At 70.3% G+C, this 22,284-nt stretch carries 27 protein-coding genes and 1 tRNA gene; 12 read left to right on the top strand and 16 right to left on the bottom strand.

Going from position 1 to position 22,284, the window contains the following annotated elements; all coding sequences use genetic code 11:
* The first annotated feature begins 105 nt into the window (after window positions 1–105).
* A complete protein-coding gene (locus tag Microterr_RS01300; RefSeq protein ID WP_263796592.1) occupies window positions 106–798 on the top strand; it encodes an RraA family protein in 693 nt (230 codons plus the stop codon).
* Window positions 799–803: 5 nt separating this feature from the next.
* Here Microterr_RS01300 and Microterr_RS01295 read toward each other — a convergent pair whose 3' ends face one another.
* Entirely contained in the window at window positions 804–1,469 is a 666-nt protein-coding gene (locus Microterr_RS01295; protein ID WP_263796593.1) for a GntR family transcriptional regulator, read from the bottom strand.
* 122 nt (window positions 1,470–1,591) lie between these two features.
* On the opposite strand from Microterr_RS01295, the gene Microterr_RS01290 reads away from it, so the two are divergent.
* The 4 genes from Microterr_RS01290 (at window position 1,592) to Microterr_RS01275 (ending at window position 4,029) form a co-directional block, all read left to right on the top strand.
* Window positions 1,592–3,007: an acyclic terpene utilization AtuA family protein gene (locus Microterr_RS01290; RefSeq protein ID WP_263796594.1), complete on the top strand. Its 1,416-nt coding sequence runs from the start codon at window positions 1,592–1,594 to the stop codon at window positions 3,005–3,007.
* On the top strand, window positions 3,000–3,326 hold the full coding sequence (locus Microterr_RS01285) for a DUF4387 domain-containing protein (protein WP_263796595.1): 327 nt from the start codon (window positions 3,000–3,002) through the stop codon (window positions 3,324–3,326). The genes Microterr_RS01290 and Microterr_RS01285 overlap by 8 nt, the downstream gene beginning before the upstream one ends.
* A gap of 96 nt (window positions 3,327–3,422) precedes the next feature.
* Window positions 3,423–3,743, top strand: a complete 321-nt coding sequence (locus Microterr_RS01280) for a DUF7882 family protein (protein ID WP_263796596.1) — start codon at window positions 3,423–3,425, stop codon at window positions 3,741–3,743.
* A gap of 37 nt (window positions 3,744–3,780) precedes the next feature.
* Entirely contained in the window at window positions 3,781–4,029 is a 249-nt protein-coding gene (locus Microterr_RS01275; RefSeq protein ID WP_263796597.1) for a hypothetical protein, read from the top strand.
* On the opposite strand, the gene Microterr_RS01270 is transcribed toward Microterr_RS01275, so the two are convergent.
* Window positions 3,997–4,791 carry an EAL domain-containing protein gene (locus Microterr_RS01270; protein ID WP_263796599.1) on the bottom strand — a complete coding sequence of 265 codons (795 nt, stop codon included), beginning with the start codon at window positions 4,789–4,791 and terminating at the stop codon, window positions 3,997–3,999. The two genes, Microterr_RS01275 and Microterr_RS01270, sit on opposite strands and share 33 nt — an antisense overlap.
* A 206-nt stretch (window positions 4,792–4,997) precedes the next feature.
* Here Microterr_RS01270 and Microterr_RS01265 point away from each other — a divergent pair, with 206 nt between their 5' ends.
* Together Microterr_RS01265 and Microterr_RS01260 are read left to right on the top strand one after the other, a co-directional pair.
* The gene (locus tag Microterr_RS01265; RefSeq protein ID WP_281974228.1) at window positions 4,998–5,762 is read left to right on the top strand and encodes an alpha/beta fold hydrolase; all 765 of its coding nucleotides are present in this window, start codon (window positions 4,998–5,000) and stop codon (window positions 5,760–5,762) included.
* A complete protein-coding gene (locus tag Microterr_RS01260) occupies window positions 5,759–7,132 on the top strand; it encodes a sensor domain-containing diguanylate cyclase (protein ID WP_263796600.1) in 1,374 nt (457 codons plus the stop codon). The genes Microterr_RS01265 and Microterr_RS01260 overlap by 4 nt, the downstream gene beginning before the upstream one ends.
* A 30-nt stretch (window positions 7,133–7,162) precedes the next feature.
* On the opposite strand, the gene Microterr_RS01255 is transcribed toward Microterr_RS01260, so the two are convergent.
* The 4 genes from Microterr_RS01255 to Microterr_RS01240 form a co-directional block, all read right to left on the bottom strand.
* On the bottom strand, window positions 7,163–7,441 hold the full coding sequence (locus tag Microterr_RS01255; protein WP_263796601.1) for a hypothetical protein: 279 nt from the start codon (window positions 7,439–7,441) through the stop codon (window positions 7,163–7,165).
* Window positions 7,442–7,543: 102 nt separating this feature from the next.
* Complete coding sequence (locus Microterr_RS01250) at window positions 7,544–7,924, bottom strand: MmcQ/YjbR family DNA-binding protein (RefSeq protein ID WP_263796602.1); 381 nt, start codon at window positions 7,922–7,924, stop codon at window positions 7,544–7,546.
* 122 nt (window positions 7,925–8,046) lie between these two features.
* Window positions 8,047–8,487 (bottom strand): DUF6194 family protein, encoded by a 441-nt coding sequence (locus Microterr_RS01245; RefSeq protein WP_263796603.1) that lies wholly within the window; start codon window positions 8,485–8,487, stop codon window positions 8,047–8,049.
* Between the two features lie 39 nt (window positions 8,488–8,526).
* Window positions 8,527–8,751, bottom strand: coding sequence for a hypothetical protein (locus Microterr_RS01240; RefSeq protein ID WP_263796604.1), 225 nt, complete (start codon window positions 8,749–8,751; stop codon window positions 8,527–8,529).
* A gap of 72 nt (window positions 8,752–8,823) precedes the next feature.
* Here Microterr_RS01240 and Microterr_RS01235 point away from each other — a divergent pair, with 72 nt between their 5' ends.
* Window positions 8,824–9,609, top strand: a complete 786-nt coding sequence (locus Microterr_RS01235; RefSeq protein ID WP_263796605.1) for a TetR/AcrR family transcriptional regulator C-terminal domain-containing protein — start codon at window positions 8,824–8,826, stop codon at window positions 9,607–9,609.
* Between the two features lie 48 nt (window positions 9,610–9,657).
* Here Microterr_RS01235 and Microterr_RS01230 read toward each other — a convergent pair whose 3' ends face one another.
* The 10 genes from Microterr_RS01230 to Microterr_RS01185 all read right to left on the bottom strand — a co-directional run bounded on the left by Microterr_RS01230 (window position 9,658) and on the right by Microterr_RS01185 (window position 17,766).
* Entirely contained in the window at window positions 9,658–10,539 is an 882-nt protein-coding gene (locus Microterr_RS01230) for a hypothetical protein (protein ID WP_263796606.1), read from the bottom strand.
* A 45-nt stretch (window positions 10,540–10,584) separates the two neighbouring features.
* A complete protein-coding gene (locus Microterr_RS01225; RefSeq protein ID WP_263796607.1) occupies window positions 10,585–12,429 on the bottom strand; it encodes a phosphoenolpyruvate carboxykinase (GTP) in 1,845 nt (614 codons plus the stop codon).
* A gap of 67 nt (window positions 12,430–12,496) precedes the next feature.
* Window positions 12,497–12,838, bottom strand: a complete 342-nt coding sequence (locus Microterr_RS01220; RefSeq protein ID WP_263796608.1) for a hypothetical protein — start codon at window positions 12,836–12,838, stop codon at window positions 12,497–12,499.
* A gap of 27 nt (window positions 12,839–12,865) precedes the next feature.
* Window positions 12,866–14,158: a low temperature requirement protein A gene (locus Microterr_RS01215; RefSeq protein ID WP_263796609.1), complete on the bottom strand. Its 1,293-nt coding sequence runs from the start codon at window positions 14,156–14,158 to the stop codon at window positions 12,866–12,868.
* A 3-nt stretch (window positions 14,159–14,161) separates the two neighbouring features.
* Window positions 14,162–14,530 (bottom strand): hypothetical protein, encoded by a 369-nt coding sequence (locus tag Microterr_RS01210; protein WP_263796610.1) that lies wholly within the window; start codon window positions 14,528–14,530, stop codon window positions 14,162–14,164.
* Window positions 14,530–15,261, bottom strand: coding sequence for an alpha/beta fold hydrolase (locus Microterr_RS01205; protein ID WP_263796611.1), 732 nt, complete (start codon window positions 15,259–15,261; stop codon window positions 14,530–14,532). Before Microterr_RS01205 ends, Microterr_RS01210 begins: the two co-directional genes overlap by 1 nt.
* Window positions 15,262–15,428: 167 nt before the next feature.
* Window positions 15,429–16,187, bottom strand: a complete 759-nt coding sequence (locus tag Microterr_RS01200) for a class I SAM-dependent methyltransferase (protein ID WP_263796612.1) — start codon at window positions 16,185–16,187, stop codon at window positions 15,429–15,431.
* Between the two features lie 40 nt (window positions 16,188–16,227).
* Window positions 16,228–16,830, bottom strand: a complete 603-nt coding sequence (locus tag Microterr_RS01195) for a DUF998 domain-containing protein (protein WP_263796613.1) — start codon at window positions 16,828–16,830, stop codon at window positions 16,228–16,230.
* Between the two features lie 83 nt (window positions 16,831–16,913).
* Window positions 16,914–17,004: transfer RNA gene (locus Microterr_RS01190), tRNA-Ser, on the bottom strand.
* Between the two features lie 69 nt (window positions 17,005–17,073).
* A complete protein-coding gene (locus tag Microterr_RS01185) occupies window positions 17,074–17,766 on the bottom strand; it encodes a DUF899 domain-containing protein (RefSeq protein ID WP_281974227.1) in 693 nt (230 codons plus the stop codon).
* A 66-nt stretch (window positions 17,767–17,832) separates the two neighbouring features.
* Between Microterr_RS01185 and Microterr_RS01180 the strand changes: the two genes are divergently transcribed.
* The 4 genes from Microterr_RS01180 (at window position 17,833) to radA (ending at window position 22,281) form a co-directional block, all read left to right on the top strand.
* Window positions 17,833–18,477: a TetR/AcrR family transcriptional regulator gene (locus Microterr_RS01180; protein ID WP_263796616.1), complete on the top strand. Its 645-nt coding sequence runs from the start codon at window positions 17,833–17,835 to the stop codon at window positions 18,475–18,477.
* Between the two features lie 9 nt (window positions 18,478–18,486).
* Entirely contained in the window at window positions 18,487–19,884 is a 1,398-nt protein-coding gene (locus Microterr_RS01175; protein ID WP_263796617.1) for an MFS transporter, read from the top strand.
* A 4-nt stretch (window positions 19,885–19,888) separates the two neighbouring features.
* Window positions 19,889–20,845 carry an L-lactate dehydrogenase gene (locus tag Microterr_RS01170; RefSeq protein ID WP_263796618.1) on the top strand — a complete coding sequence of 319 codons (957 nt, stop codon included), beginning with the start codon at window positions 19,889–19,891 and terminating at the stop codon, window positions 20,843–20,845.
* Window positions 20,846–20,916: 71 nt separating this feature from the next.
* Window positions 20,917–22,281, top strand: a complete 1,365-nt coding sequence (radA, locus tag Microterr_RS01165) for a DNA repair protein RadA (RefSeq protein WP_263796619.1) — start codon at window positions 20,917–20,919, stop codon at window positions 22,279–22,281.
* Window positions 22,282–22,284: the final 3 nt, after the last annotated feature.

Here is a 22,284-nt window from a genome sequence, read left to right as displayed (position 1 = left end):
TGGTGCGCGGGGCGCGGGTGGTGAGTAGCGAGCACGTTACCATTTGATATTGCAAATAGTAAACGGGTGATTCGTCGCCCACCTCACAGAGAAGTGCAGGGACCGATGAGCGATACGCGCGACCTCACCCCATCCGACCTCTCCTACCTTCGCGGAATCGACAGCCCGACCGTCGCCAACGCGCTCGAGCGGCTGCAGCTGCGCGATCGCAGCGACGGGTACATCGGCGGGTCGGTGCAGTGCGCGTTCCCGGAGCTCGGCACCATGGTCGGCACGGCCCTCACCGTCACCGTCGACAACGCCGTGGGCCGGCCCGCGCGGCAGGACGGCTACTGGCAGCTCTGGGAGGCGCTCGAGCAGATCGAGGGACCCGTCGTCATCGTGATGAAGGATGCCAGCGGCACGCCGCATCGGGTCGCCTACGCGGGCGAGATCATGGTCACCCTCGCGAGCCGGCTCGGCGCGATCGGCATCGTCACCGACGGCGCCCTCCGCGACGTGGCGGAGGTGCGCGCGCGGGGCTTCCACTACTTCATGCGGTACCCGGTCGTCTCGCACGCGAACTTCGAGCTGTCCAAGGTGGGCGACCCCGTGCACCTCGACGGTCAGGTCGTGCACACCGGCGATATCCTCCACGGCGACGCGAACGGCATCGTCATCGTTCCGCGCGTGGGCCTGGCCGATCTCCCCGGCGCGGTCGCGGCGATCCAGGCGTCCGAACGACGCGACCTCGACTTCATCGACGGCCCCGACTTCACCCTCGAGGGCTATAAGCAGGTCCGCGGCTACGGCAGGTAGGACCGCTACAGGCTCTGGATCGCCGACCGCGCGTGCCCGCGCATGGTGCGCTCCGCAGCATCCTCGTCGCCGGCGGCGAGCGCGTCGAGGATCGCCCGGTGGTCCGCGATCCGCCGCTCGATCCAGCTCGGATCCTTCGCGTCTTCGGCGGCACGACTGAGCCGGTGATCGGCGCCGTAGATCGCGTAGCTGTCGATGAGGCTGCGCAGCGCGGTGTTCGCCGCCGCCTGCGCGATCTCGGCGTCGAAGCGCTGTGCCATCTCGAACTGCTCCGCCAGCGTGAGCGAGGCGCGCGCGGCCACGAGCTCGTCGATGTATCCGCGCATGCGCTCGATCGCCTCGGGCGTGATCTTGCGGGCGGCGAACCGCGCCTCCGCCCCGCGCAGCATGATCTCCACCTCCATCAGCTCGCGGAGGGTCTCGGTCGGGTGGTCGGCGATCCGCAGCCGGCGGGCACCGACGCGCTCGACGAGACCCTCGTGCTCGAGCTTGCCGAGCGCCTCCCGCACCGGGGTCGGGCTCACGTCCAGCGCCGCGGCCAACTGCCGCTCGGTGACGCGACTGCCCGGCTCCAGCCGCCCGTCGGCGATGCTGGCGCGCACGGACCGGTACACCTGCTCGGACAGCGACCCGGCCCGGGCGACCTGGGGCAGCGCCTCGTGGAGGCTCACGGTCGCTCGTTTCCGCTCAGCATGACCCCACGGTACCGGCCGGAGTGCGGGATCGGCTTCGGGGCGCGCTTGACACAATTTGCTATAGCAAATAGATTCCCGGCAGAGAGGAAGCACCTTTGATGACTTCACACGATGACGTGGCAGCGGATGCTGTGCGCCCGGCGGATCGATCGGTCCGGATCATCTTCCCCATCGGGATGCTGGGCGGCGGCGTGACCCCCGAGGGCGTGGCCCGCGGCATCGCCCTCGGCGCCGATGCGATCGCGGTCGACGGCGGCTCCACCGATTCCGGACCGCACTATCTCGGAGCGGGGATCGCGAAGACCTCGCGCGGCTCGCTGAAGAGCGACCTGCGCACGCTGCTGATCGCCGGCCGGGGTGCCGGCATCCCGGTGGTCGTGACGACATGCGGCACGTCGGGCACCGACGCGGGCGTCGACTGGGTGGCCGGCATCGCGGAGGAGATCGCCGCGGAGGAGCAGCTCTCCTTCCGGGTCGCGAAGATCTACAGCGAGCTGACCCGCGAGAGCGTGCTCGGCGCGCTGGCCGCCGGCCGGGTGTCGCCGCTCGAGCCGGCGGGCACGCTGACCGCGGAGACGGTCGCGCGCTGCGAGCACATCGTGGGCCTGATGGGCCACGAGCCGATCTCCGCAGCACTCGCCGCCGGCGCGGATCTCGTCCTCACCGGCCGCGCGTCCGACACGGCCTCCGTGGCCGGCATCGCGCTCGGCCGCGGCATCGCCGCCGGTCCGACGTGGCATGCCGCGAAGACCGTCGAATGCGGCAGCCAGTGCACCACCGACCCGCTCGGCGGCGGGGTGCTGGTCGAGATCGACGACGGCGGCTTCAGCATCCACCCCCTCGATGACACCTCCGCGGCCACGCCGATGACCGTCGCCGCGCACATGCTCTACGAGAACGCCGACCCGTACCGGCTGCGCGAGCCTGGGGGAACCCTCGACACCAGCACCGCCGTCTACACCGCGGTCGACGAGCGGGTCACCCGCGTCGAGGGCTCGGTCTTCGAGCACGCGGAGCAGACGACGATCAAGCTCGAGGGCGCAGCCATCGGGGGCTACGAGACCGTGTCGCTCGTCGGCATCCGCGACCCGCACGTCCTCGCGCACATGGACGCGTGGCTGCGGCGCTTCTCAGGCGAACTCGCCCGCCGCGTCGGCGCGCACCTCGGGCTCCAGGCGCACGAGTACGACGCTGAGCTGCGGGCCTTCGGCCACAACGCCGTGCTGGGCGCCCTCGAGCCGGGCGGCGAGCCGCCCCGCGAGGTGGGGGTGCTGTTCAAGGCCCGCGCCGCCGATCAGGCGACGGCGACCGCGATCGCGAAGATCGCCAACCCCCTCATGCTGCATCTGCCGCTCGAAGGCATGACGCACCTGCCGAGCTTCGCCTTCGCCACCTCCCCCGCGGAGATCGAGCGCGGCGCGAGCTACGAGTTCGTCCTGCAGCACACCGTCGACGTCGACGACGAGAGCGAACTGTTCCGCACCGAGTACCAGGAGGTGGGCAGCCGTGGCTGACCAGACCCTCGACGAGATCGCCGACCTCGTCCGCGCCAAGAACGCGGGCCCGTTCTGGATGACCCTCGACGTGTTCCTGCCCACGGACGCCGCCTTCGACCGGGTCTGCGCCTCGGACGTCGTCGACCCCGAGGTGGTCGCCGCGCTGTACCGGGCCAACGCGGCCGACGTGCGGGTGTTCCCGATGCGAGCGCTGCGAGCGATCAAGATCTCGTTCCCGCGTCCCGCGACCCAAGGCAGCTTCGCCGACCGCGACATGCACTCGGGCCAGCAGCACGTGCTGCTCGCCCGCATCGCCGTCCCCGGCGACGAGGCGTAGGGAACGGGGCAGCTGCGCGGTCGACGGAGACGGGCCAATGACGATGCACGCTCCCGCACCCGCGGCGTGCGAGGATGAGGAGGATCTGGAGGTCGCGTGGGCAAGCTCATCTATGGTGCACCGATGTGGTACGTCGAGTTCGACGATCGGGCGTTGGCGCATCTGCGCGTCGTGATGCTCGCGAAGCTCCGTCGCTCGGAGAGCTTCTCGTTCTCCTGGAAGTACGAGACGGGCCACGGCAGCGGGCGCAGCTCCTTCTGGGTGCACCCGTCGATTCCGATGCAGTTCGAGTTCTACGGCGGCCGCGAGCCCGTGCTCAACCGGCTGTGGGTCGACGCCCTCATGCTGACGGCGAACAGCCCCGGCGGCCTGGAGCTGGTCCCCGAGCCGACCAGCCGACCCGCGGCAGACGCCTGACCGCGGCCGATTCCCACACGACGAGCAAGGGCGAACGATGGCGAGTATCAACAGACTGACCGTTGACGGCAAGGACTACTTCCTGCCTGATCCCGTCGACGGGCTCCGCGAGCAGATCCTCGAGGCCATCCGCCTGAACGGCGGGTACGTCAACATCCCGCCGCTGCGCTCCGGCCCCGGTATCGACATCCTCTTCTCGCCCGGCACCGCCGTCACGTGGACGCGCATCGACATCGGCGGCGAAGAGCCGGAATCAGACGATGAGGAACCCCTGGGCGACCTCTGACCCTCGCTCCAGCAGACGGTCGATGTCGGCCTTCGGCCGCGGCCGGCAGATGAAGTAGCCCTGCGCCCTGTCGCAGCGGAGTTCCACGACCCGTGCGAGGTGTGCGGGTGTCTCGATGCCCTCGGCGACGATCCGGACACCGCGCTCGCGGGCGACGGTCATGACCTCGCGGACTGCCGCATCCGTATGGGCATCGCCGTCGCGGATGAGCGAGCCGTCCAGCTTCACCTCGCTGAGGGGCAGGCTCTCCAGCTGCTCCAGCGAGGCATGGCCGGTGCCGAAGTCGTCGAGCGACAGCCCGACGCCGTGCGTGCGGATGGCGCGGAGCAGGTCGATGACCGCACGCGAGCCGACCAGCGGCAGCGACTCCGTGATCTCCAGGATGAGCGCGCTCGAGTCCAGCTCGCGCCGGCGCAGCTCGCCCTCGAGGTGGGTCAGGAACGCCGGCTCGGCGATCTGCAGCGGCGAGACGTTGACGGCGACCTGGATGTCGCTGCCCGCGGCACGCCAGCCGGCCGCGGCATCCAGCGCCTCTCCGAGCATGAGGGCGCCGAGCGTGTGGATCTGACCGGTCTGCTCCGCGACGGAGATGAACGTCTCCGGGGAGATCGTGCCGATGACCGGATGCTGCCACCGGCACAGCACCTCGACAGCGACGGGGCGGCCGGTGTCGAGGGAGATCTGCGGCTGGTAGGCCGCGAAGACATCCCGCTCACGGATGGCGTCGGCGAGGTCGGCGGCAAGGTCATCGATGTCTATCACCCGGCCAGTCAGCCCGTTCCGCCTGCTCGACACAACCGTCAGCGGCGCATCCGCAAAAGGAGTAGTGTCCGCTCCCGCGGGAATGCCGCCCCGCGTCCTCTACTATCCAGAGGGGGGCGCCTACCGGGCGCGCATCCCCCACAGCGGCAGGAGCACCCGTGACATCTGTCGGCATACACCCGGCTCTTCAGCGCAACAATGTCACGGTGACCGGCGATGCAGCCGGCCCGACGATCGTGTTCGCCCACGGTTTCGGCTGCAGTCAGCTCTCCTGGCGTCACGTGGCGCCGGCCTTCGAGGCGGACCATCGGGTCGTGCTGTTCGACCACGTCGGCGCCGGAGAATCGGACCTGACCGCGTACGACCGTGGCAAGTACGACTCGCTGCACGGATACGCATCCGATGTCCTCGACATCCTCGACGCACTCGATGCGACGGACGTGATCTTCGTCGGCCACTCGGTCAGCGCGATGATCGGCGTCCTCGCGGCGAACCGTCGCCCCGACCTGTTCTCGCACCTCGTCCTGGTCGGCCCGTCGCCGCGCTACGTCGACGAGGGCGAGTACCGCGGCGGGTTCTCGAAGGCCGACATCGACGGACTCCTCGACGCGCTAGATGCGAATTACCTCGGCTGGTCGACGCAGATGGCGCCGGTCATCATGGGCAACCCGGAGCGGCCCGACCTGGGCGAGGACCTCACGCAGAGCTTCTGCCGCACCGACCCCACGATCGCGCGGCACTTCGCTCACGTCACGTTCCTGTCCGACAACCGCCGCGACCTCGCAGGCGTCTCGGTGCCGACCCATGTCATCCAGTGCACGGAGGACGTGATCGCACCCGACCAGGTGGGTGCATACGTGCACGGGGCCATCGCCGGCAGCACCCTCACCACCATCCCGACCCGCGGCCACATCCCGCTGCTCTCCGGCCCGGACATCCTCATCGAGGCGATCCGCCGTGGACTGCAGTGACCACTGATCCCTACGAGACCCGCTACCACCGGGCCCCGTGCGGACTGCTGACGACCACGACGGAGGGCATCGTGGTCGAGGCCAACGACACACTGCTGGCGTGGCTCGGGCGCACGAAGAGCGATGTGCGCGGGGTCAGCCTCGCCTCGCTGCTCGACCCGAGCAGCCGCATCTTCCTGGAGACCCGGCACAGCCAGGTCCTGCTCCTGCAGGGGCGCGCGGAGCAGGTCGCGCTGACGATGGTCGCCACGGACGGCACCGCCATCCCGATCCTGATGAACTCCGCCGTGGTCGACACCGGCGAGACCCCGCTCGTTCACAGCGCCGTCTTCAACGCGACGGAACGGTTGGCCTATGAGCAGGACCTGCTCAGGGCGCGACGATCGGCGGAGCTGTCCGGCCAGCGCCTGCAGATCATGCACGACATCTCGACGGCGTTCGGCGTGAGCACGAGCGACGTGGAGGTCGGCGACGCCGTCGTGCGCGTCGCCCGCGAGGCGTTCGCCGCCACCGCGGCATCCGTCCTGCTGATCGACGACGACGGGGTGCTCCAGCCCGTCTCCGGAACCAACCCGCTCTGGGGCGTGGTCGCCCCGATCCCGTCCATCCGCGCCACCGACCGCGAGATCGTCATCACCGCCGACGACGCCGACGTCACGTTCCCCGAGCTCGCCGCCGGGCTGCGCGACGCGCGCCTCGAGGCGATGTCGGTCACCCCCCTCTCCGCGGAGGACCGCACGATCGGCCTGCTGGTCTGCTTCTTCGGACGCACACGGGAGTTCGACCGCGGCTTCCTCGAGCTGCAGCAGGCACTCGGCCGGCAGGCGGCACAGACGCTGGTGCGTGTGCGCCTGCAGCGCGATCTCGAGCACATGGCCCGGTACGACCAGCTCACCGGAATCGCGAACCGCTCGTCCATCACCGAGACCTTGGAGGCGTCTCTGGATGCTGCGGCCCAGGCGGGCGAGCCGCTCACGGTCATCTTCGTCGACGTCGACGACTTCAAGAGCGTCAACGACGCCTTCGGTCACGCGACGGGCGACGAGGTGCTCCGCACCCTCGCCGAGCGCTTCCGTGACGGAGTCAGAACGGGCGACTCGGTCGGACGGATCGGCGGGGACGAGTTCGTCGCGATCTGCCCGGCCGCCGACACGGTCGCGGCCACGACGATCGCGCAGCGCATCCTGCAACTTGCCCGCGAGCCGATCGCGACCGCCCACGGTGCGCTCGAACTGTCGATCAGCGTCGGCGCGTCGGTGTACTCGCCCGACGCCGGATCGCCGCCGACGGCAGACGCCCTGCTCAACCGTGCCGACGACGCGATGTACTCGTCCAAAGCGGCCGGCAAGGACCAGGCGCTCGTCCGCTGACGACCCCGGATGCTCGGCCGCAGGGAGGCCTCAGTGCAGCTGGAGAGACCGCTCGGGCGACGCCTCGCGGTCTCGGGTGCACGCCGCCTCCACCGCCTGCAGGGCCTCCCGGAGGGTGTCGTGGACGCTGACGTCGCACCGGTCCCGGACCCACTGCACGCGGACGCGATGCTCCTTGCACTCGATGAACGCGATGACGCGTCGGGGATCGGTCTTGGCGAGGGCGGTGTCGCACGCCACCCAGCCGCCATCACCCACCCAGAGCAACTCGGTTGCCGGACGAAGGGGTCGATCTGCGATCAGGGACACCGGAATCTCCTCGGTCGGTGCTCCGCGCTCGCGGAGGTGCAGAGTCATCATGCGCGCCGACGGCACTCTCACGCATGGGCTTGACGAGACGACCCGAGGTCGCTACTCATCGAGCGCACGGCGCAGGTACTTCGGCGCCTGGACGCGCCAGGCTTCCGTCACGAGCTCGGCGAGGTGGTCGTCGTCGATGCCGGCCATGCGGAACGCGACCTTCGGCTCGTTCCACGCGGTCGTCGTGCGCAGGAACACGTCGGGCGCCATGTCGACCAGGGCGAGGGCGTCGATGCGCTCGGCGACCTTCACACCGACGACGAGTTCTGCGGCGACGATCGCACGGATGTCGGCAGGGATGCTGGGCCAGGGATGACACTCCCAGGCGTACAGCTTGCCGCGGACGAACCACGCGGCGCCGCCGGTGGTCGAGCGCTCCTCGCTACCGGGAAGCCCGGCCGCGATGCGGCGGAGGTCATCGAGAGTGGCCACGAGGCGAGGCTAATCCTCGCTCCCGACACCGGGTCCCGCGCACGGCACCCTGAGGTGGCAGTTGTGGTCGCTCACCGTGCGGGATGCGGCACGAACTGCCACCACATCCCACTCCGGCGGGCCTACCGTTCCCGGCGCTGGGCGCGCGCCCGTGCCGCGTCGTGGGCGGCGCGGAGGAGCTCGACGACCATGTCGGCCGTCCGGTGCCCCGGGTTGACGACGCAGACCCACCCCGCGGCGCCGTACGCCGGATGCGGGGCGAACGCATCCGCCTCCGCCGGATCGACCGGGGTGGCGGTCAGCTCCGCCGCGCGCCCGCGATCGACCTGGATGTTCACGCGGAAGCGGCCAGGGGGCTCGAGGTCCGAGCGCTCGTCGTCGGGGTAGTCCTTGGTGATGATCGTCCCGTACGGCTGGGTGCGCTCGGGCATCACCCCATCGGGGGCGAAGTAGAAGAAGGCGTCTCCCCACGCCAGCTCGGGGAACACGCTGCCCACCTCCGGAATGACGACCAGTGCCCCGTCGAAACCGCGGACGATCTCGACGATCTCATCCATCTCCATGGCTCGATCGTGGCACTGAAGCGTCGTGTGCGCCTCAGGTCAGGAGAAGAGGCGGGCGATCGCGGTCTGCCATCGGACGAGGACGCGCGGCTGCCCGTGCTCGTGGCCGCGGTGCGTGTGCGCGGCGCGCCGGGTACGACTCTGGAAGGAGCGGTTCGGGTGCCCCTGTCCGTCGTTGCGCTCCGCGGCTTCGCTGTGGTCCGGCATTCCCGGCAGCCGATGCATCCCGTCGTGCAGTCGATCCGCGATGGTGGGCTCGGTCATGGCGTCGTCCTTTCGTATGATGTATCTCTTTTTCGTACGCTGTACGAATAATATAATCGTACGAGATACGACATGGCAGCCCCCCACGAGAACTCGCTGATCTGGCTGCGCCCGGAACCCTCCGGTCGCAAGCCGCGGTACTCGCGCGAGCAGATCGCCCGGACGGCCCTGGCGATCGCCGATGCGGAGGGCTTCGAGGCCGCCACCATGAAGCGGATCGCCGCCGAGCTCGGGTCGGCGACGATGACGCTCTACTACTACGTGCGGACCAAGGGCGACATCATCGCGCTCATGCACGACGCCATCCTCGAGGAGGTCCTCGTGCCCGCCGGCGCGCTCCCCCACGACTGGCGGGAAGCGACGGCCGAGATCTCGCGGCGCAGCCGGAGAGCCCTCATCGCCCACCCGTGGGCGCTGGCATCGCTGAACGATGCGCAGTTCGGCCCGAACGCGATCCGGCACTATGAGCAGTCCCTCGCTGCCCTCCGGCAGACGAATCTCACCGCCCCGCAGAAGGTCACGCTCACGGCCATCGTCGACGACTACGTGGTCGGAAGCGCGCTGCACACCGTCGAGTCCCTGCACCGCGCCCGCGCGGCGCGGGACAACCCCGCGTCCGTCGCGGACGCCATCGCCTTCGGCGGCGCACTTCTGAGCAGCGGGGAGTTCCCCGAGATGGCGGCGCTCTCCGCGGGCATGAGCGCGCCGGCAGACGACGGGCCCGCGGACGATCGCCCCGCGGACGGCCCCGCGATGGATGCGGACTCGCTCAGCATCCAGTTCGAAGCCGGCCTCGCCGCCCTCCTGGACGGACTCAGCCGCAGCATGGAGGTGACGCAGCAGGGCGGGGCGGCCTGACGCCGCGCAGCGAGGGCGGCCTCGACGACGCCCGATAGGCCGACGCTCTCAGCGCCGACGACCGCTCCACCGCGCCGGCTCCGGCGCGGCTGCGGCTGTCCGCTCGTCGCGCTCGGTGATGAGGGCCGCCGCTCGCAGACGAGCGAGCACTTCCCGCCGCACCCTGCGTACGCGCGCGCCGTCCCGCCGCATCGCCTCCGGGCCCGCAGCCCACCACCACCGGTCGAGCTCGTCGAAGACCTCGGCCGCATCCTGCGGGTCCACGAGGTCGCCGGTGAGCCGGGCAAGGCCCGTCTGACGTCCTGAGCGGTCAGCGCGGAGGGCGTGGACCCACAGGATGATCGCTGCGACTCCGGCGCACACGAGCATCGTGAGGCCGGAGGTCGCCGGCAGCGCCCGGTACGGCTCGACCTCGCCCCACCGGAACGTCAGCGCGCCGGCCGCCGCCAGCAGCCACAGCATCCCGAAGATGAAGTGGATGACCGCAGGCACCCGCGACCCCCAGAGGGATCCGTTCGCGCGACGCGGCTCGAGCCACCACAGCAGCGACACCGAGATGACCGCGAGCAGTCCGGCAGGCAGCAGCGCATCCTGCAGGGTGACCGGACTGTTGCGCGGTGTGGCGATCAGCGCCACGGCGACGGCGCCCAGGAAGAGCGCCACACCGAGGAGCGCTCGATGCACCCCGGTCGACGTCTTCACGCTGGCCGCGGTCGGGTCCCGCCGTTCGTTCGCCGAACGCACGGCCGCCGCCCGCACCCGGTCGTGCTCGGCGCGCATCCGCGGATCGGTGGCGAACACAGCGACCCGCCAGGCGTCCTCGATCGCCGATCCGGCATCCCGGTAGTCGGCGTCGAAGAGGATGACGTCGATGCGGCCGAGCGTGCGCTCGTCCAGACCCGTCACCGACCCGTGTCCGGCTCCCGCCATCATGACCTCCGTCCGCACCGCTTCGGCACCGCGCTGTCCGCGCGCCTATGTCGGATCCGCGTTCATCTCCCAGTTCTTCGGCGAGCGCCACAGCGCGCTCGTCGTGAGGGACCGGATCATCTCCATCTCCTTCGGCAGCCGGGTGTACAGCTTCATGAAGAGCTCCTCCACATCCAGCAGCTCGGCCGTCCAGTCGCGGCGATTCACCGCCATGCACGCGAAGAACTCCTCTTCCGAGAAGTCGAGGCCGTCCCAGGTCAGATCCTCGTAGCGCGGCATCCACCCGAGGGGGCTCTCGATGGCGAGCGCGCGTCCGCGTGCACGCGCGACGATCCACTGGAGGATGCGCATGTTCTCGCCGAACCCCGGCCAGAGGAACTGTCCGTCCTCGTCGCGACGGAACCAGTTCACCTGGAAGATGCGCGGCGGGTTCCGCACCTTTCGACCCAGGGCGAGCCAGTGGTTGATGTAGTCGCCCAGGTGATACCCGGAGAACGGCAGCATCGCGAACGGATCGCGGCGCACGACGCCCTGCTTCCCGAAGGCCGCAGCGGTGGTCTCCGATCCCATGGTGGCCGCCATGTAGACGCCGAACGCCCAGTTGAAGCTCTGCGCAACGAGCGGGATGGTGCCGGCGCGGCGGCCTCCGAAGACGAACGCGCGGATGGGCACGCCCTCGGGGTCGTCCCACGCCTCGTCCAGAGCGGGGTTCAGGCGCGCGGGTGAGGTGAACCGCGAGTTGGGGTGCGCGGCCTTCGTCTCGGATTCGGGAGTCCAGTCGTTGCCCTGCCAGTCGACGGCGTGTGCGGGCTTGGGTCCGTCCATTCCCTCCCACCAGACATCGCCGTCATCGGTGAGCGCGACGTTCGTGAAGATCGTGTCGGAGCGGATCGACTCCATCGCGTTCGGGTTCGTCGCATATGACGTACCCGGCGCGACGCCGAAGTATCCCGCCTCCGGGTTGATCGCGTAGAGCGTGCCGTCCGCGCCCGGCTTGATCCAGGCGATGTCGTCGCCGACCGTCGTCACCTTCCAGCCCTCGTCCGCGAAGACCGGAGGCGGGACGAGCATCGCGAAGTTCGTCTTCCCGCAGGCGCTCGGGAAGGCCGCGGCCACGTACGTCTTCTCCCCTTCGGGGTCGGTCACCCCGAGGATGAGCATGTGCTCGGCGAGCCATCCGTCGTCACGGGCCATCGTGGAGGCGATGCGCAGCGCCAGACACTTCTTGCCGAGGAGGGCGTTGCCGCCGTAGCCCGACCCGTACGACCAGATCTCGAGCGTCTCGGGAAAGTGCACGATGTACTTCTCGTCCGGATTGCACGGCCACGCGACGTCCTGCTCCCCGTCGCCGAGAGGCGCCCCGACGCTGTGCATGCACGGCACGAACTCGCCGTCGGCGCCGAGCACGTCGGCGGCCGGTCGCCCCATCCGGGTCATGATCTTCATGCTCACGACGGCGTAGGGCGAATCCGTGATCTGCACGCCGATCTGGGCGATCGGAGAGCCGAGCGGCCCCATGCTGAACGGGACCACATACATCGTGCGGCCCGCCATCGACCCTGCGAACAGCCCGCGCAGCGTCCGCATCATCTCCCTCGGCTCCATCCAGTTGTTCGTCGGGCCGGCGTCCTCTTCGCTGCGCGCGCAGATGAAGGTGCGCTCCTCCACTCGGGCGACGTCGCTCGCGTCACTGCGCGCCAGGAAGCTGCGGGGACGCTTCTCCGGATCGAGCCGGATGAACGTGCCCGCCTCGACGAGCTGCTCGCACAGTGCGTCGTATTCCTCGTCCGAGCCATCGCACCAATGGACGTCGGTGGGAGTGCAGAGATCTGCCATTTCTGCCACCCAGGCGACGAGCCGTGGGTGGTGGATCCAGTCCGGAGTGCTCATGATCCGAGCATGCTCCGCGCGAGCGCCGGATACCACCGGTGTCCTCACGTGGCCGGGGGCCGACGACCTACTGGCCGCCTTCTGCGTCCGAGAGCGAAGTCGGAGACCCGGGAGTGGACGCCAGGCGGTTCGGCCCCGGCGGATCGACGATTCTCCTCACTCCGGCGAGGACCAGCGCCGCGAGCATCGACATGAAGCCCGCCGTCGAGATGATCCACCCCGCAGACAGTTGCGCGGCCCTCTTCGCGCTCTCGTCCCACGTGTCGTCGTAGCCAGGACTCAGATCGGCTGCGCCGATGAGCAGCAGCAGAAGTCCGAGCCCCAGCCCGAAGACGGCGAGCACCTTGAGGACGGTCAACTCGACGAGAGGCGAACCCTTGACGGAACCCACCGGTTCTGTATCCGACATGGGGTGAGCGTAGCGAACCCACGCGCTTCACCCTCGGATGCGGTCGCCCTCAGGCCCCGCATCGCCTATCACGCGTGCCAGCTGCGCGTCGAGCGCCCGCCATCCGCCGAGTTCGAACGAGAGGATGACGGACAACGGCGACGCCAGGACGACGATCAGGCATGCCCACAACGGGACGCCGGCGGCCGCGAGCGCGATCGCGAGCACCGGCAGCGCCGCCGCAGCGAGCTGCACGACACCGTCGCGCGGTGATCCGGACAGCAGCCATGCCTGCAGGCCGTAGCGGACGACCATGAAGATGACCACGGGAAGGGCGATGGATGCGGCCACGGTCGTGTCGTCGACGTCGTACTCCGGATCGTAGGCGTAGCCGACGAGGTGCAGGCCCGCTCCCACCGCGGCGATCGCGGCGAACAGCAGGATGTGCGCATACCCCCACGGGATGGCCTTCTCCCGCCGGGCGGCGAGGACGGATGCGTGGGGCAGGAGGAAGTACGTCCACCACAGAGCGAACGACATCGCGATCCCCACCCCGACCACCACGATGACGTCGACCGTCCACCCTTGGATGCGGGAGATCTCGGCGGACGACGAGAGGGTGCCGAAGACCGTCTCGCCCAGCGCGATGATCGTCAGCAGTGCGAACCGCTCGGCGAGGTGATGGGGATGCCACGGGGTGGAACCGCCGTCGCGCCCTGCCCGGTTGCGTTCGGCGACGATCGGCCCGAGCGCCTCGACTCCGAAGAGGACGACCGCCGCCGCCAGCCCCGCCGCGGCGGTCACGGGGAGCAGTGCGATCAGCACCCAGCCCGCCTGTGCGACGCCGACGAACACCGCGTACGTCACCGCCAGCGGCAGGTACTCGCGGTTGGCGCGTGCCGCCCGCATCCACTGCACGACGAGCGCACCGCGGATGATGACGTAGCCGGCGACCATCACGCCGTTGTCGAGAAGGGCGCCGGCTTCGATGGACGCGAACAGGGGCGGCAGCCCGATCGCGAGCACGATGACGCCGGTCATCTGCACCATGGTCAGCACGCGGAACAGCCAGTCGTCGTTGTCGAAGGCCGACGCGAACCAGCTCACGCTGATCCATGCCCACACCACCGCGAACATGGCGAAGAGGAACGCGACAGTCGCTGCTCCGGCGTGGCCGTCCGCGATTCCGTGGGCGAGCTCGGTCCCCGCCACAGCGAACGAGGCGACGAACGTCAGGTCGAAGAGAAGCTCGAGCGGCGTCGCCGCGCGGCCCCCTTCATCTGTCGGTCGCGGACGCAGCCGCCGCAGCCCGTGCCGGTACCCTCCGCCGACGATGCTCACGGCTCAGTCCCGTGCGAGCTTCACCGCACTGACGATGCGGGCGATCGCCCAGCCGATGGCGGACACGAGCGGCACGCTGGCGATGATCAGCGCAACCGGGTTGGGGCGGAACTTCAACCCGTCCGGCCCGCCCACGTACGCCCCGATCGGCAGGGCATAGCCACCTCCGCCCCCGCCGCTCCCTTCGCCTTCGCCTTCCGGGACGGGTCCGCGACCCGGCCACTTGCCCGAGCCGCCCCCGCCACCGAACCCGAAGATCACGAGAGCCGCCGGGATGACTTCCCGCCCGCCGATCGTGGTGCTCTCGCCGAACACGAGCTTCGCGCCCCAGGACGGCACGGACGTCGTCAGGTTCTCGAGTGGATTCGCCATCAGCTGATCGCGGCGACCGCCGCACGGATCGCGGCGAGCGTCGCCTCCGGCTGCGACACCATCGACACGTGGGAAGCGTCGACTTCGGTCACCGTCGCGTTCGCCCGCTCGGCCATGCGGCGCTGCGTGTCGATCGGGATGACCAGGTCGTCGGTGCCGAGCACCGCCCAGCTGGGGATCTTCTTCCACGCCGGCGCCCCCGACGGGGTGACGTTGGCGACGAACGACGCCGGCCGCTGCGTCGCGACGATCGTCCATCGGTCCGCTTCCGGCAGGTCCTGGGCGAACGCCGTGTGCACGGTGTCCGGCTTCAGGAAGGCCTCGGCCGCCCCTTCGGGGGCCCCCGGATATCCCGCGACATCGAGGACTGTCGTCGGGTCGGCGACCGCGAGTGCCGACCCCGAGCCCTCGAGGATCCCCACGACGGTCTCCCCCTCGTCGGGGATGAAGGCGTCGACGTAGACGAGCGCCTTGACGTCGCCGCCCTGAGCACCCGCGTTGGTGATCACGGCACCCCCGTACGAGTGCCCGACGAGCACGACGGGACCGCTGGTGCGCTGCGCGAGGAACGACGCGATGTAGGCCGAGTCCCCCGTCAGGCCGCGCAGCTCGTTCGGCGGCGCGAGCACCGTGTACCCCTCCGCCTGCAGCGGCACGCTGACAGCGTTCCAGCTGGACGCGTCCGCCCAGGCACCGTGGACGAGGACAATGGTCGGCTTGCTTTCTGGCATTCGACTTCCCTTCAAAATGGCGTCGCTGAAGGCGACGAGTTGTGGTGGGGTCGCGTCCTGTGGAGCGCCAGACGCTGACACACAAGATAGGGCGGTCGCGGGACCGACGCCAGAGTCATCGTGAGAGCGGTGCCACGGAAGGCTTGTCGGCCTTCCTGCTCATGCCCTCACGGGGTGCGGATGTCGTGGAGCACGACGGTGACGAAGCCGAGCTCACCGCGGTAGCCGTCGATCCACTGGCGCCGGTGCGACCGGGCGGCAGCGAGCGCCTGCTCGCGTTCGGCGTCGTTCGAGGCTTCGCGCTCGGCCCACGCGACGAGCGATCCTGTCCACGACCACTCGTAGTCGTCCCACTCCTGCGCGCTGCTCATGTGGGCATACCCCGCCTCGAAGCCGTGCTGCTCCAGGATCGGCAGCAGCTGCGAGAGCGTGGGGAGATCCTCCGGGCGCGCATCGAGAGCCTCCTGTGCGGCGCGCGACGGCTGGGGGTGCTCCCAGATCATCTCCCCGAGCAGGGCCCGCCCTCCCGGGCGCAGGTGGCGGCGGATCGCGACGAGCGTGCCGGACAGTCCGCCGAAGGCGTGGCTCGCACCGACGCACAGGACCGCGTCGTGGGGCACGCCGTCGGCGGGAGACCAGGCCGCCGCATCCGCCTCGATCCAGCTGAGGCGGTCGGCTACCCCGCGCCGGCGGGCACGCGCATCGCGGTCGGGGTGAAGTGCGGTGTCCACCCCGACCGCGGTCAGGTCGGGTCGGCTGTCGAGCAGTTCGAGGAGCCACGCGCCCGAGCCGCAGCCGAGGTCGACGACGCGACCGGATCCGGCGGGGTCGAGCCGCGCGAGCAGCCGACGAGCGCTGCTGACGTCGACCGGCGCGGCGATCGGGTGGTCGGTGTGTGCGATGCGGCTGATCTCGTCGCGGTTCATGTCTTCATTCTGGGCGGGGTATCGGCGATGCTGTCGAGCGTCACCCCAGAGCCAGCACGCTGCCGGCGGCGAGCACCACCCATGCGAGGTAGGCGAGGAGGCAGAACCGGTCCGGCCATCCGATCCGGATCGCAGGCGAGCCGCCCTGCCCGTGGGCGGGGGCAGCGGCGATGAGGAACCACACCAGTCCGGCAAACGGAACAGCGGATGCGATCGCCAGCGCCCACCCGAGCGTGGTCGCCACACCGAGACCCGCGAGCAGCGCCGCGGGCGGGAAGCCGGCGAGGCACAGACCACCCATGACCGTGTGGGCCCTTCCGACCGGTGTGGCTTGGGCGCGTGACGTCATGATCGGGTCGGCGTCGAGGAACGCGGCGCCGAGCGCACCCAGTGCCACGGCCGCGAGGCCGAGGGTCCACGCGCCGCCGAACGGCCACAGGGCGACGCACGTCGCGGCGGGGCTGATGGCCATCGTGACGAACGCGAGCCGCATGACCCACCCGTACCGCCCGAGGGAGTACTCGCTGATCATCCGCCAGGACGGGTCGAACTCGGGCTCGAGGACGTGAAGGAGCGCGACCAGCCCGATCGTGATCCCGCCGGCGACGAGCGCCACGACGGCGGCGATGGCTGCGACGCTCATCGTCCGCCAGCCGTACCCACATCGACCACGACGACCTCCTGTGTGGGGCAAATGGAAAAACCCCTGATCAACAGGGGTTTTTCTGGCGGTGACGGTGGGATTTGAACCCACGGTAGGGGGTTACCCTACACAACTTTTCGAGAGTTGCACCTTCGGCCGCTCGGACACGTCACCGCGGACGAGTTTACGTCACGCCACGCGAACCCGCCAATCGGCGCGGATCAGGGCCCACCGCATCCGGAATCAGACGACCGCGGGCCCGTACAGCCGGGCGATGTCCTTCGATCCCTCCCAGCCCTCGCCGGTGCCGCCCTGCGGCCACCCGGCGGGCGAATCCTGCCACTCCTCCTGTCGCCCCCACGGCAGCACGTCGATGAGCGAGAAGGTGTGCGTGAGCTGCTCGGTGCCCCGGCCGTTCGTGTGCCAGGTGCGGTAGACCTTGTCGCCGTCGCGGAGGAACACGTTCATCGCGAAGCCGCCTCCCGGTGGGGCGTCCATGTCCGTGCCGAACGGGCTGTCGGCGGTCGAGAACCACTCCATGCGGTTGCCGACCTTCTCCTTGTAGGCGAGGGCCTCGTCGATCGGACCCTGCGTCACGATGACGAATCGCGCGTCGTACGGCTCGAGGAACTCCAGCCTCGTGAACTGCGCGGTGAAGCCGGTGCACCCGGGGCAGTGCCATTCCTTGCCCTCGAACCACATGTGGTTGTAGACGATGAGCTGCGACCTGCCCTCGAAGATGTCAGCGAGGCGCACCGGTCCGTCCCTGCCGACGAGGGTGTACTCGGGCAGCTCGACCATCGGCAGCCGGCGTCGCTGAGCGGCGATCGCATCCAGCTCCCGCGTCGCCGCCTTCCCGCGGACGCGCAGGGCGGCGAGCTCGCGGCGCCAGGTCTCCTCGTCGACGACAGGCGGAAGTGCGGTGACCTCGGTCATGATTGCTCCTCACGGCGTGGTATGTTCACAGCGTACACATCGAGGAGTTCCCGTCAAGAGGATGCTGTGACGACCGAGCCCGGCAGGCCCTACCACCACGGCAATCTGCGCGAGGCGCTCATCGCCACGGGCCTCACCGCGACGCGCGAGAGCGGATCGCGCGCCATCGTGCTGCGCGACATCGCCCGCCGCGTCGGAGTCTCGCCGAACGCCGTCTACCGGCACTTCGCTGACCGCGACGCCCTGCTGGCCGCGGTCGCCCTCCGCATCCAGGAGGGCATGGTCGAGCGGATGCTGTCGCTCACCACCGCGCCCGCTCCTGGCATGACCACGGCACGCACGCGCCTCCACGCGGTCGGCGTCGGCTACATCTCATTCGCCCTCGCCGAGCCCGGCTGGTTCGAGGTGGCCTTCGCCGCGCCGGACGCGCTCATCGACGAGCTGCCCGCCCCCGGCGAGCTCCCGCCGCCACTCGCCTCCCTGTCATCCGCGCTCGACGCGCTGGTCGCCTCCGGAGAGCTCGCCCCCGCGGCACGCCCCGGCGCCGAGTGGCCGTGCTGGTCCGCCGTGCACGGGTTCGCTCTGCTCGCCCTGCACGGTCCCTTGCAGGGGCTGTCCGTCGAGGAGGTCCAGGCCGCAGCGGCACGCACCGTCGACACCGTCATCGCCGGGCTGCTCCGCGACGACCCCCGCCCCGCCGGCACGCCATAGGTTGAGAGCATGGGCACCCCGATGACCGGTCAGCAGCGGCTCGTCGTGGCGATCGCGGCGCTCGCGTCCGGGGTGGCGTTCCTCGACGGCTCGGTCGTCAACGTCGCGCTCCCCGCGATCACCGCCGAGATCGGCGGCGGGCTCATCGCGCAGCAGTGGACGGTCGACGGCTACCTGCTCACCCTCAGCGCGCTCATCCTGCTGGCGGGCTCCGTCAGCGACGCGTACGGCCGGCTCCTCGTGCTGCGGATCGGCCTGATCGGGTTCGGCGTCGCCTCCCTCGCCGTCGCCCTCGCGCCGACGCCCCTCATCCTCGTCATCGCCCGGCTCCTCCAGGGTGCGGCGGGCGCGTTCCTCGTGCCGAGCTCGCTCGCGCTCATCACCTCCGCGATCACCGGCGAGCGCCAGGCGCGGGCAATCGGCGCCTGGACCGCGCTCACGACCAGCGCGATGGTCGCAGGTCCCCTCCTCGGCGGCCTGTTCGTCGACTTCCTGTCGTGGCGCTTCGTCTTCCTCATCAACGTCGTGCCGATCGCGGTCGCGCTGTGGCTCATCACGCGGCTCGATCACCCCGACGAGCGCAGCCCGGACGCGCACATCGACATCCTCGGCGCGGCATTGTGCACGGTGGGCCTCGGCGGCGCGGTCTTCGCCCTCATCGAGCAGCCGAACTACGGGTGGTCGTCGCCGGTGATCTGGGTGCCGCTGCTCCTCGGGCTCGCGATGTTCGCCGCGTTCCTGTGGCGCCAGCGCACGGTCCGCACTCCGCTCCTGCCGCTGGACCTGTTCCGGGCCCGCAACTACGCGATGGGCAACCTCGCGACCCTCGCGATCTACGCCGCGCTGTCGCTGAACGGCTTCGTCGTCGCGATCTACCTGCAGGAGGAGGCGGGGCTCCCCGCCACCCTCGCGGGGCTCGCGAGCCTGCCGACAACGCTCCTTGTCATCGCGCTGAGCTCGCGCGCGGGTGCGCTCTCGTCGAGGTACGGCCCGCGCCTGTTCATGACGGTGGGCCCGCTGATCATGGCGATCGGCGCACTGCTGCTGCTGAGCGTGTCGGACGACTTCGACTACTGGACGCAGGTGCTCCCGAGCATGCTCGTGTTCGGCGTCGGTCTCGGTGCCACCGTCTCACCCCTCACCGCCGCCATCCTCGGCTCGGCCGATCCTGCCCACAGCGGCATCGCCTCCGCGGTGAACAACGCGGTCGCCCGCGTCGCCGGGCTGCTGGCGATCGCGATGCTCGCCCCGATCATCGGCGGGATGCTGGACCTCACCGGGTTCCACCGCGCCGCCGTGACGACGGCCGTCTTCCTGACGGCGGGAGCTGTCGTCTCCTTCCTCGGCATCCGCAACAGCCCGATCCCGAATCCCTCTGGTCGCGGCATCCGTCCCCTGCCAGACTGAGCGCATGAGCGTGATCGAGAACTCCAAAGTCACCATCGTCGGCGCCGGGAGCGTGGGGTCGAGCGCCGCGTACGCCGCCCTGATCAGGGGGTCGGCACGCCACGTCGCCCTCTACGACATCGCCACCGAGAAGGCCGAGGCCGAGGTGCTCGACCTCTCGCACGGCACCCAGTTCACCGGGTCGAGCGACATCATCGGCGGGAGCGACCTCTCGGTGGTCGAGGGCTCGCACGTCGTCGTCATCACGGCCGGCGCGAAGCAGAACCCCGGCCAGACGCGCATCGAGCTCGCCGGGGTCAACGCCCGCATCATGAAGTCGATGATGCCGCAGCTGCTCGAGGCGGCGCCGAACGCCATCTACGTCATCGTCACCAACCCGTGCGACGTGCTCACGGTGCTCGCTCAGGAGGCGACCGGCCTGCCGCCCGAGCGCATCTTCGCCTCCGGCACGGTGCTCGACACCTCCCGTCTGCGCTGGCTGCTCGGCAAGCGTGCCGGCGTCTCAACCTCGAGCGTGCACGCCTACATCGTCGGCGAGCACGGCGACACCGAGTTCCCGCTGTGGTCGAAGGCGTCGATCGGCACGGTCCCGATCCTCGACTGGGTGCCCTCAGACGGCTCGCCGAAGTTCACCGCCGACGAGCTCGACCAGGTCGCGGTCGACGTGCGCGACGCCGCCTACAAGGTCATCCAGGGCAAGGGCGCGACGAACTATGCGATCGGCCTGTCGAGCGCGCGCATCGTCGAGGCGATCCTCGGCGACGAGAACGCCGTCCTGCCCGTCGCACCGGTGCTGCAGGACTTCCACGGCATCTCCGGGGTCGCGCTCTCGGTGCCGTCGATCGTCAACGCCGCCGGCGCGACGCCGATCATGGAGACGACTTTCTCGGCGAACGAGCTGGGGCTGCTCCGCCGTTCGGCCGACGCGCTGCGCGACGTCGCCGCCTCGCTGCGCGACTGAACCTGACTTCCTCCGCCGCGGCGGAGGGTGGCGGACGCGTCGATGTCGGATGCGGCGGCTAGCCTGATTCCATGGCCACCCGTCGTCCTACTGCCGCGCCCTATCGGTGCACCGAATGCGGGTGGACGACCCTCAAGTGGGTCGGCCGCTGCGCCGAATGCCAGCAGTGGGGCACCGTCGTCGAAGCCGCCGAGCCGACCGGGCTCTCGCGCGCGGTGACGCCCGTGGCGCCGGGTGCAGGGCGCGCGGCCCGGCCGATCACCGCCGTCGACACGACCGACGCGCCGCGGCGCACCAGCGGCGTCGGCGAGTTCGACCGCGTGCTGGGCGGCGGCATCGTGCCGGGTGCGGCGATCCTCCTCAGCGGCGAGCCGGGCGTCGGCAAGTCGACGCTGCTGCTCGAAGTCGCCGCGCAGTCCGCCCGCGCTGGGCGCCGCGTGCTGTACGCGAGCGCCGAGGAGTCCACGGCCCAGGTGCGCCTGCGCGCCGAGCGCACCGGAGCCCTGCACGACGAGCTCTACATCGCCGCCGAGACCGACCTCGCCACGATCCTCGGCCATGTCGACGAGGTCCGGCCCGAGCTGCTCATCGTCGACTCGGTGCAGACGGTCTCCTCCGCGCTCTCCGACGGCGTCGCCGGCCACCCGAGCCAGGTGCGCGAAGTCGCGTCCACACTCGTCCGCGTCGCCAAAGAGCGCGGCCTGCCCGTGATCATCGTCGGCCACGTCACGAAAGACGGCTCGATCGCGGGCCCTCGCGTGCTCGAGCACCTGGTCGACGTGGTCTGCCACTTCGAGGGCGACCGGCAGACGTCGCTCCGTTTCGTGCGGGCGCTGAAGAACCGCTTCGGGCCGACCGACGAGGTGGGCTGCTTCGACATGACGGGTGCCGGCATCGCCGAAGTGCCCGATCCGAGCGCCCTGTTCCTCGGGCATGGCGCCCCCGAGCCCGGCACCTGCGTGGCGATCGCGCTCGAGGGCCGGCGCGCACTGCCGGTCGAGGTGCAGGCGCTGACCATCGCGACCGCCGCGCCGAATCCGCGACGGGTCGTGAACGGCGTCGACGGCGCCCGGGTGGCGATGGTGCTCGCGGTGCTCGAGAAGCGGGCGAACATCATCACCTCGAACCTCGACGTGTACGTGTCCACCGTCGGGGGCGTCCGCTTCACCGAACCCGCCGCCGACCTCGCGATCGCGATCGCGGTGGCCGGCTCTGTGCGCAACCAGGCGACCCCGAAGACGCTCGCCGCAGTCGGCGAGCTCAGCCTCGCCGGCGAGGTGCGGCCCGTGACGCAGGCGGCGCAGCGGCGCAGTGAGGCCGCCCGCCTCGGCTACTCCGACGTGATCGACAACCGCTCCGGCTCGCTGGGCGGCGCGCTCAACGACGTGCGACTGCGGGTGCGCGACCGTCCGGGCGACGCGGCGCCCGGCTTCTGACCG

Origin of the sequence: Microbacterium terricola (assembly GCF_027943945.1) — a bacterium.
In the GTDB taxonomy this organism is placed as follows: domain Bacteria; phylum Actinomycetota; class Actinomycetes; order Actinomycetales; family Microbacteriaceae; genus Microbacterium; species Microbacterium terricola.
The sequence above is the reverse complement of the archived record's forward strand: the minus strand, read 5'-3'. Positions and strand labels throughout refer to the sequence as shown.

Excerpts from the sequence above, each read along its gene's own strand:
- Microterr_RS01300 (WP_263796592.1), top strand. The coding sequence starts at position 106 with ATGAGCGATACGCGCGACCTCACCCCATCCGACCTCTCCTACCTTCGC.
- Microterr_RS01290 (WP_263796594.1), top strand. The coding sequence starts at position 1,592 with ATGACTTCACACGATGACGTGGCAGCGGATGCTGTGCGCCCGGCGGAT.
- Microterr_RS01275 (WP_263796597.1), top strand. The coding sequence starts at position 3,781 with ATGGCGAGTATCAACAGACTGACCGTTGACGGCAAGGACTACTTCCTG.
- Microterr_RS01245 (WP_263796603.1), bottom strand. The coding sequence starts at position 8,487 with ATGGAGATGGATGAGATCGTCGAGATCGTCCGCGGTTTCGACGGGGCA.
- Microterr_RS01240 (WP_263796604.1), bottom strand. The coding sequence starts at position 8,751 with ATGACCGAGCCCACCATCGCGGATCGACTGCACGACGGGATGCATCGG.
- Microterr_RS01235 (WP_263796605.1), top strand. The coding sequence starts at position 8,824 with ATGGCAGCCCCCCACGAGAACTCGCTGATCTGGCTGCGCCCGGAACCC.
- Microterr_RS01230 (WP_263796606.1), bottom strand. The coding sequence starts at position 10,539 with ATGGCGGGAGCCGGACACGGGTCGGTGACGGGTCTGGACGAGCGCACG.
- Microterr_RS01225 (WP_263796607.1), bottom strand. The coding sequence starts at position 12,429 with ATGAGCACTCCGGACTGGATCCACCACCCACGGCTCGTCGCCTGGGTG.
- Microterr_RS01220 (WP_263796608.1), bottom strand. The coding sequence starts at position 12,838 with ATGTCGGATACAGAACCGGTGGGTTCCGTCAAGGGTTCGCCTCTCGTC.
- Microterr_RS01210 (WP_263796610.1), bottom strand. The coding sequence starts at position 14,530 with ATGGCGAATCCACTCGAGAACCTGACGACGTCCGTGCCGTCCTGGGGC.
- Microterr_RS01205 (WP_263796611.1), bottom strand. The coding sequence starts at position 15,261 with ATGCCAGAAAGCAAGCCGACCATTGTCCTCGTCCACGGTGCCTGGGCG.
- Microterr_RS01200 (WP_263796612.1), bottom strand. The coding sequence starts at position 16,187 with ATGAACCGCGACGAGATCAGCCGCATCGCACACACCGACCACCCGATC.
- Microterr_RS01195 (WP_263796613.1), bottom strand. The coding sequence starts at position 16,830 with ATGAGCGTCGCAGCCATCGCCGCCGTCGTGGCGCTCGTCGCCGGCGGG.
- Microterr_RS01185 (WP_281974227.1), bottom strand. The coding sequence starts at position 17,766 with ATGACCGAGGTCACCGCACTTCCGCCTGTCGTCGACGAGGAGACCTGG.
- Microterr_RS01175 (WP_263796617.1), top strand. The coding sequence starts at position 18,487 with ATGGGCACCCCGATGACCGGTCAGCAGCGGCTCGTCGTGGCGATCGCG.
- Microterr_RS01170 (WP_263796618.1), top strand. The coding sequence starts at position 19,889 with ATGAGCGTGATCGAGAACTCCAAAGTCACCATCGTCGGCGCCGGGAGC.
- radA (WP_263796619.1), top strand. The coding sequence starts at position 20,917 with ATGGCCACCCGTCGTCCTACTGCCGCGCCCTATCGGTGCACCGAATGC.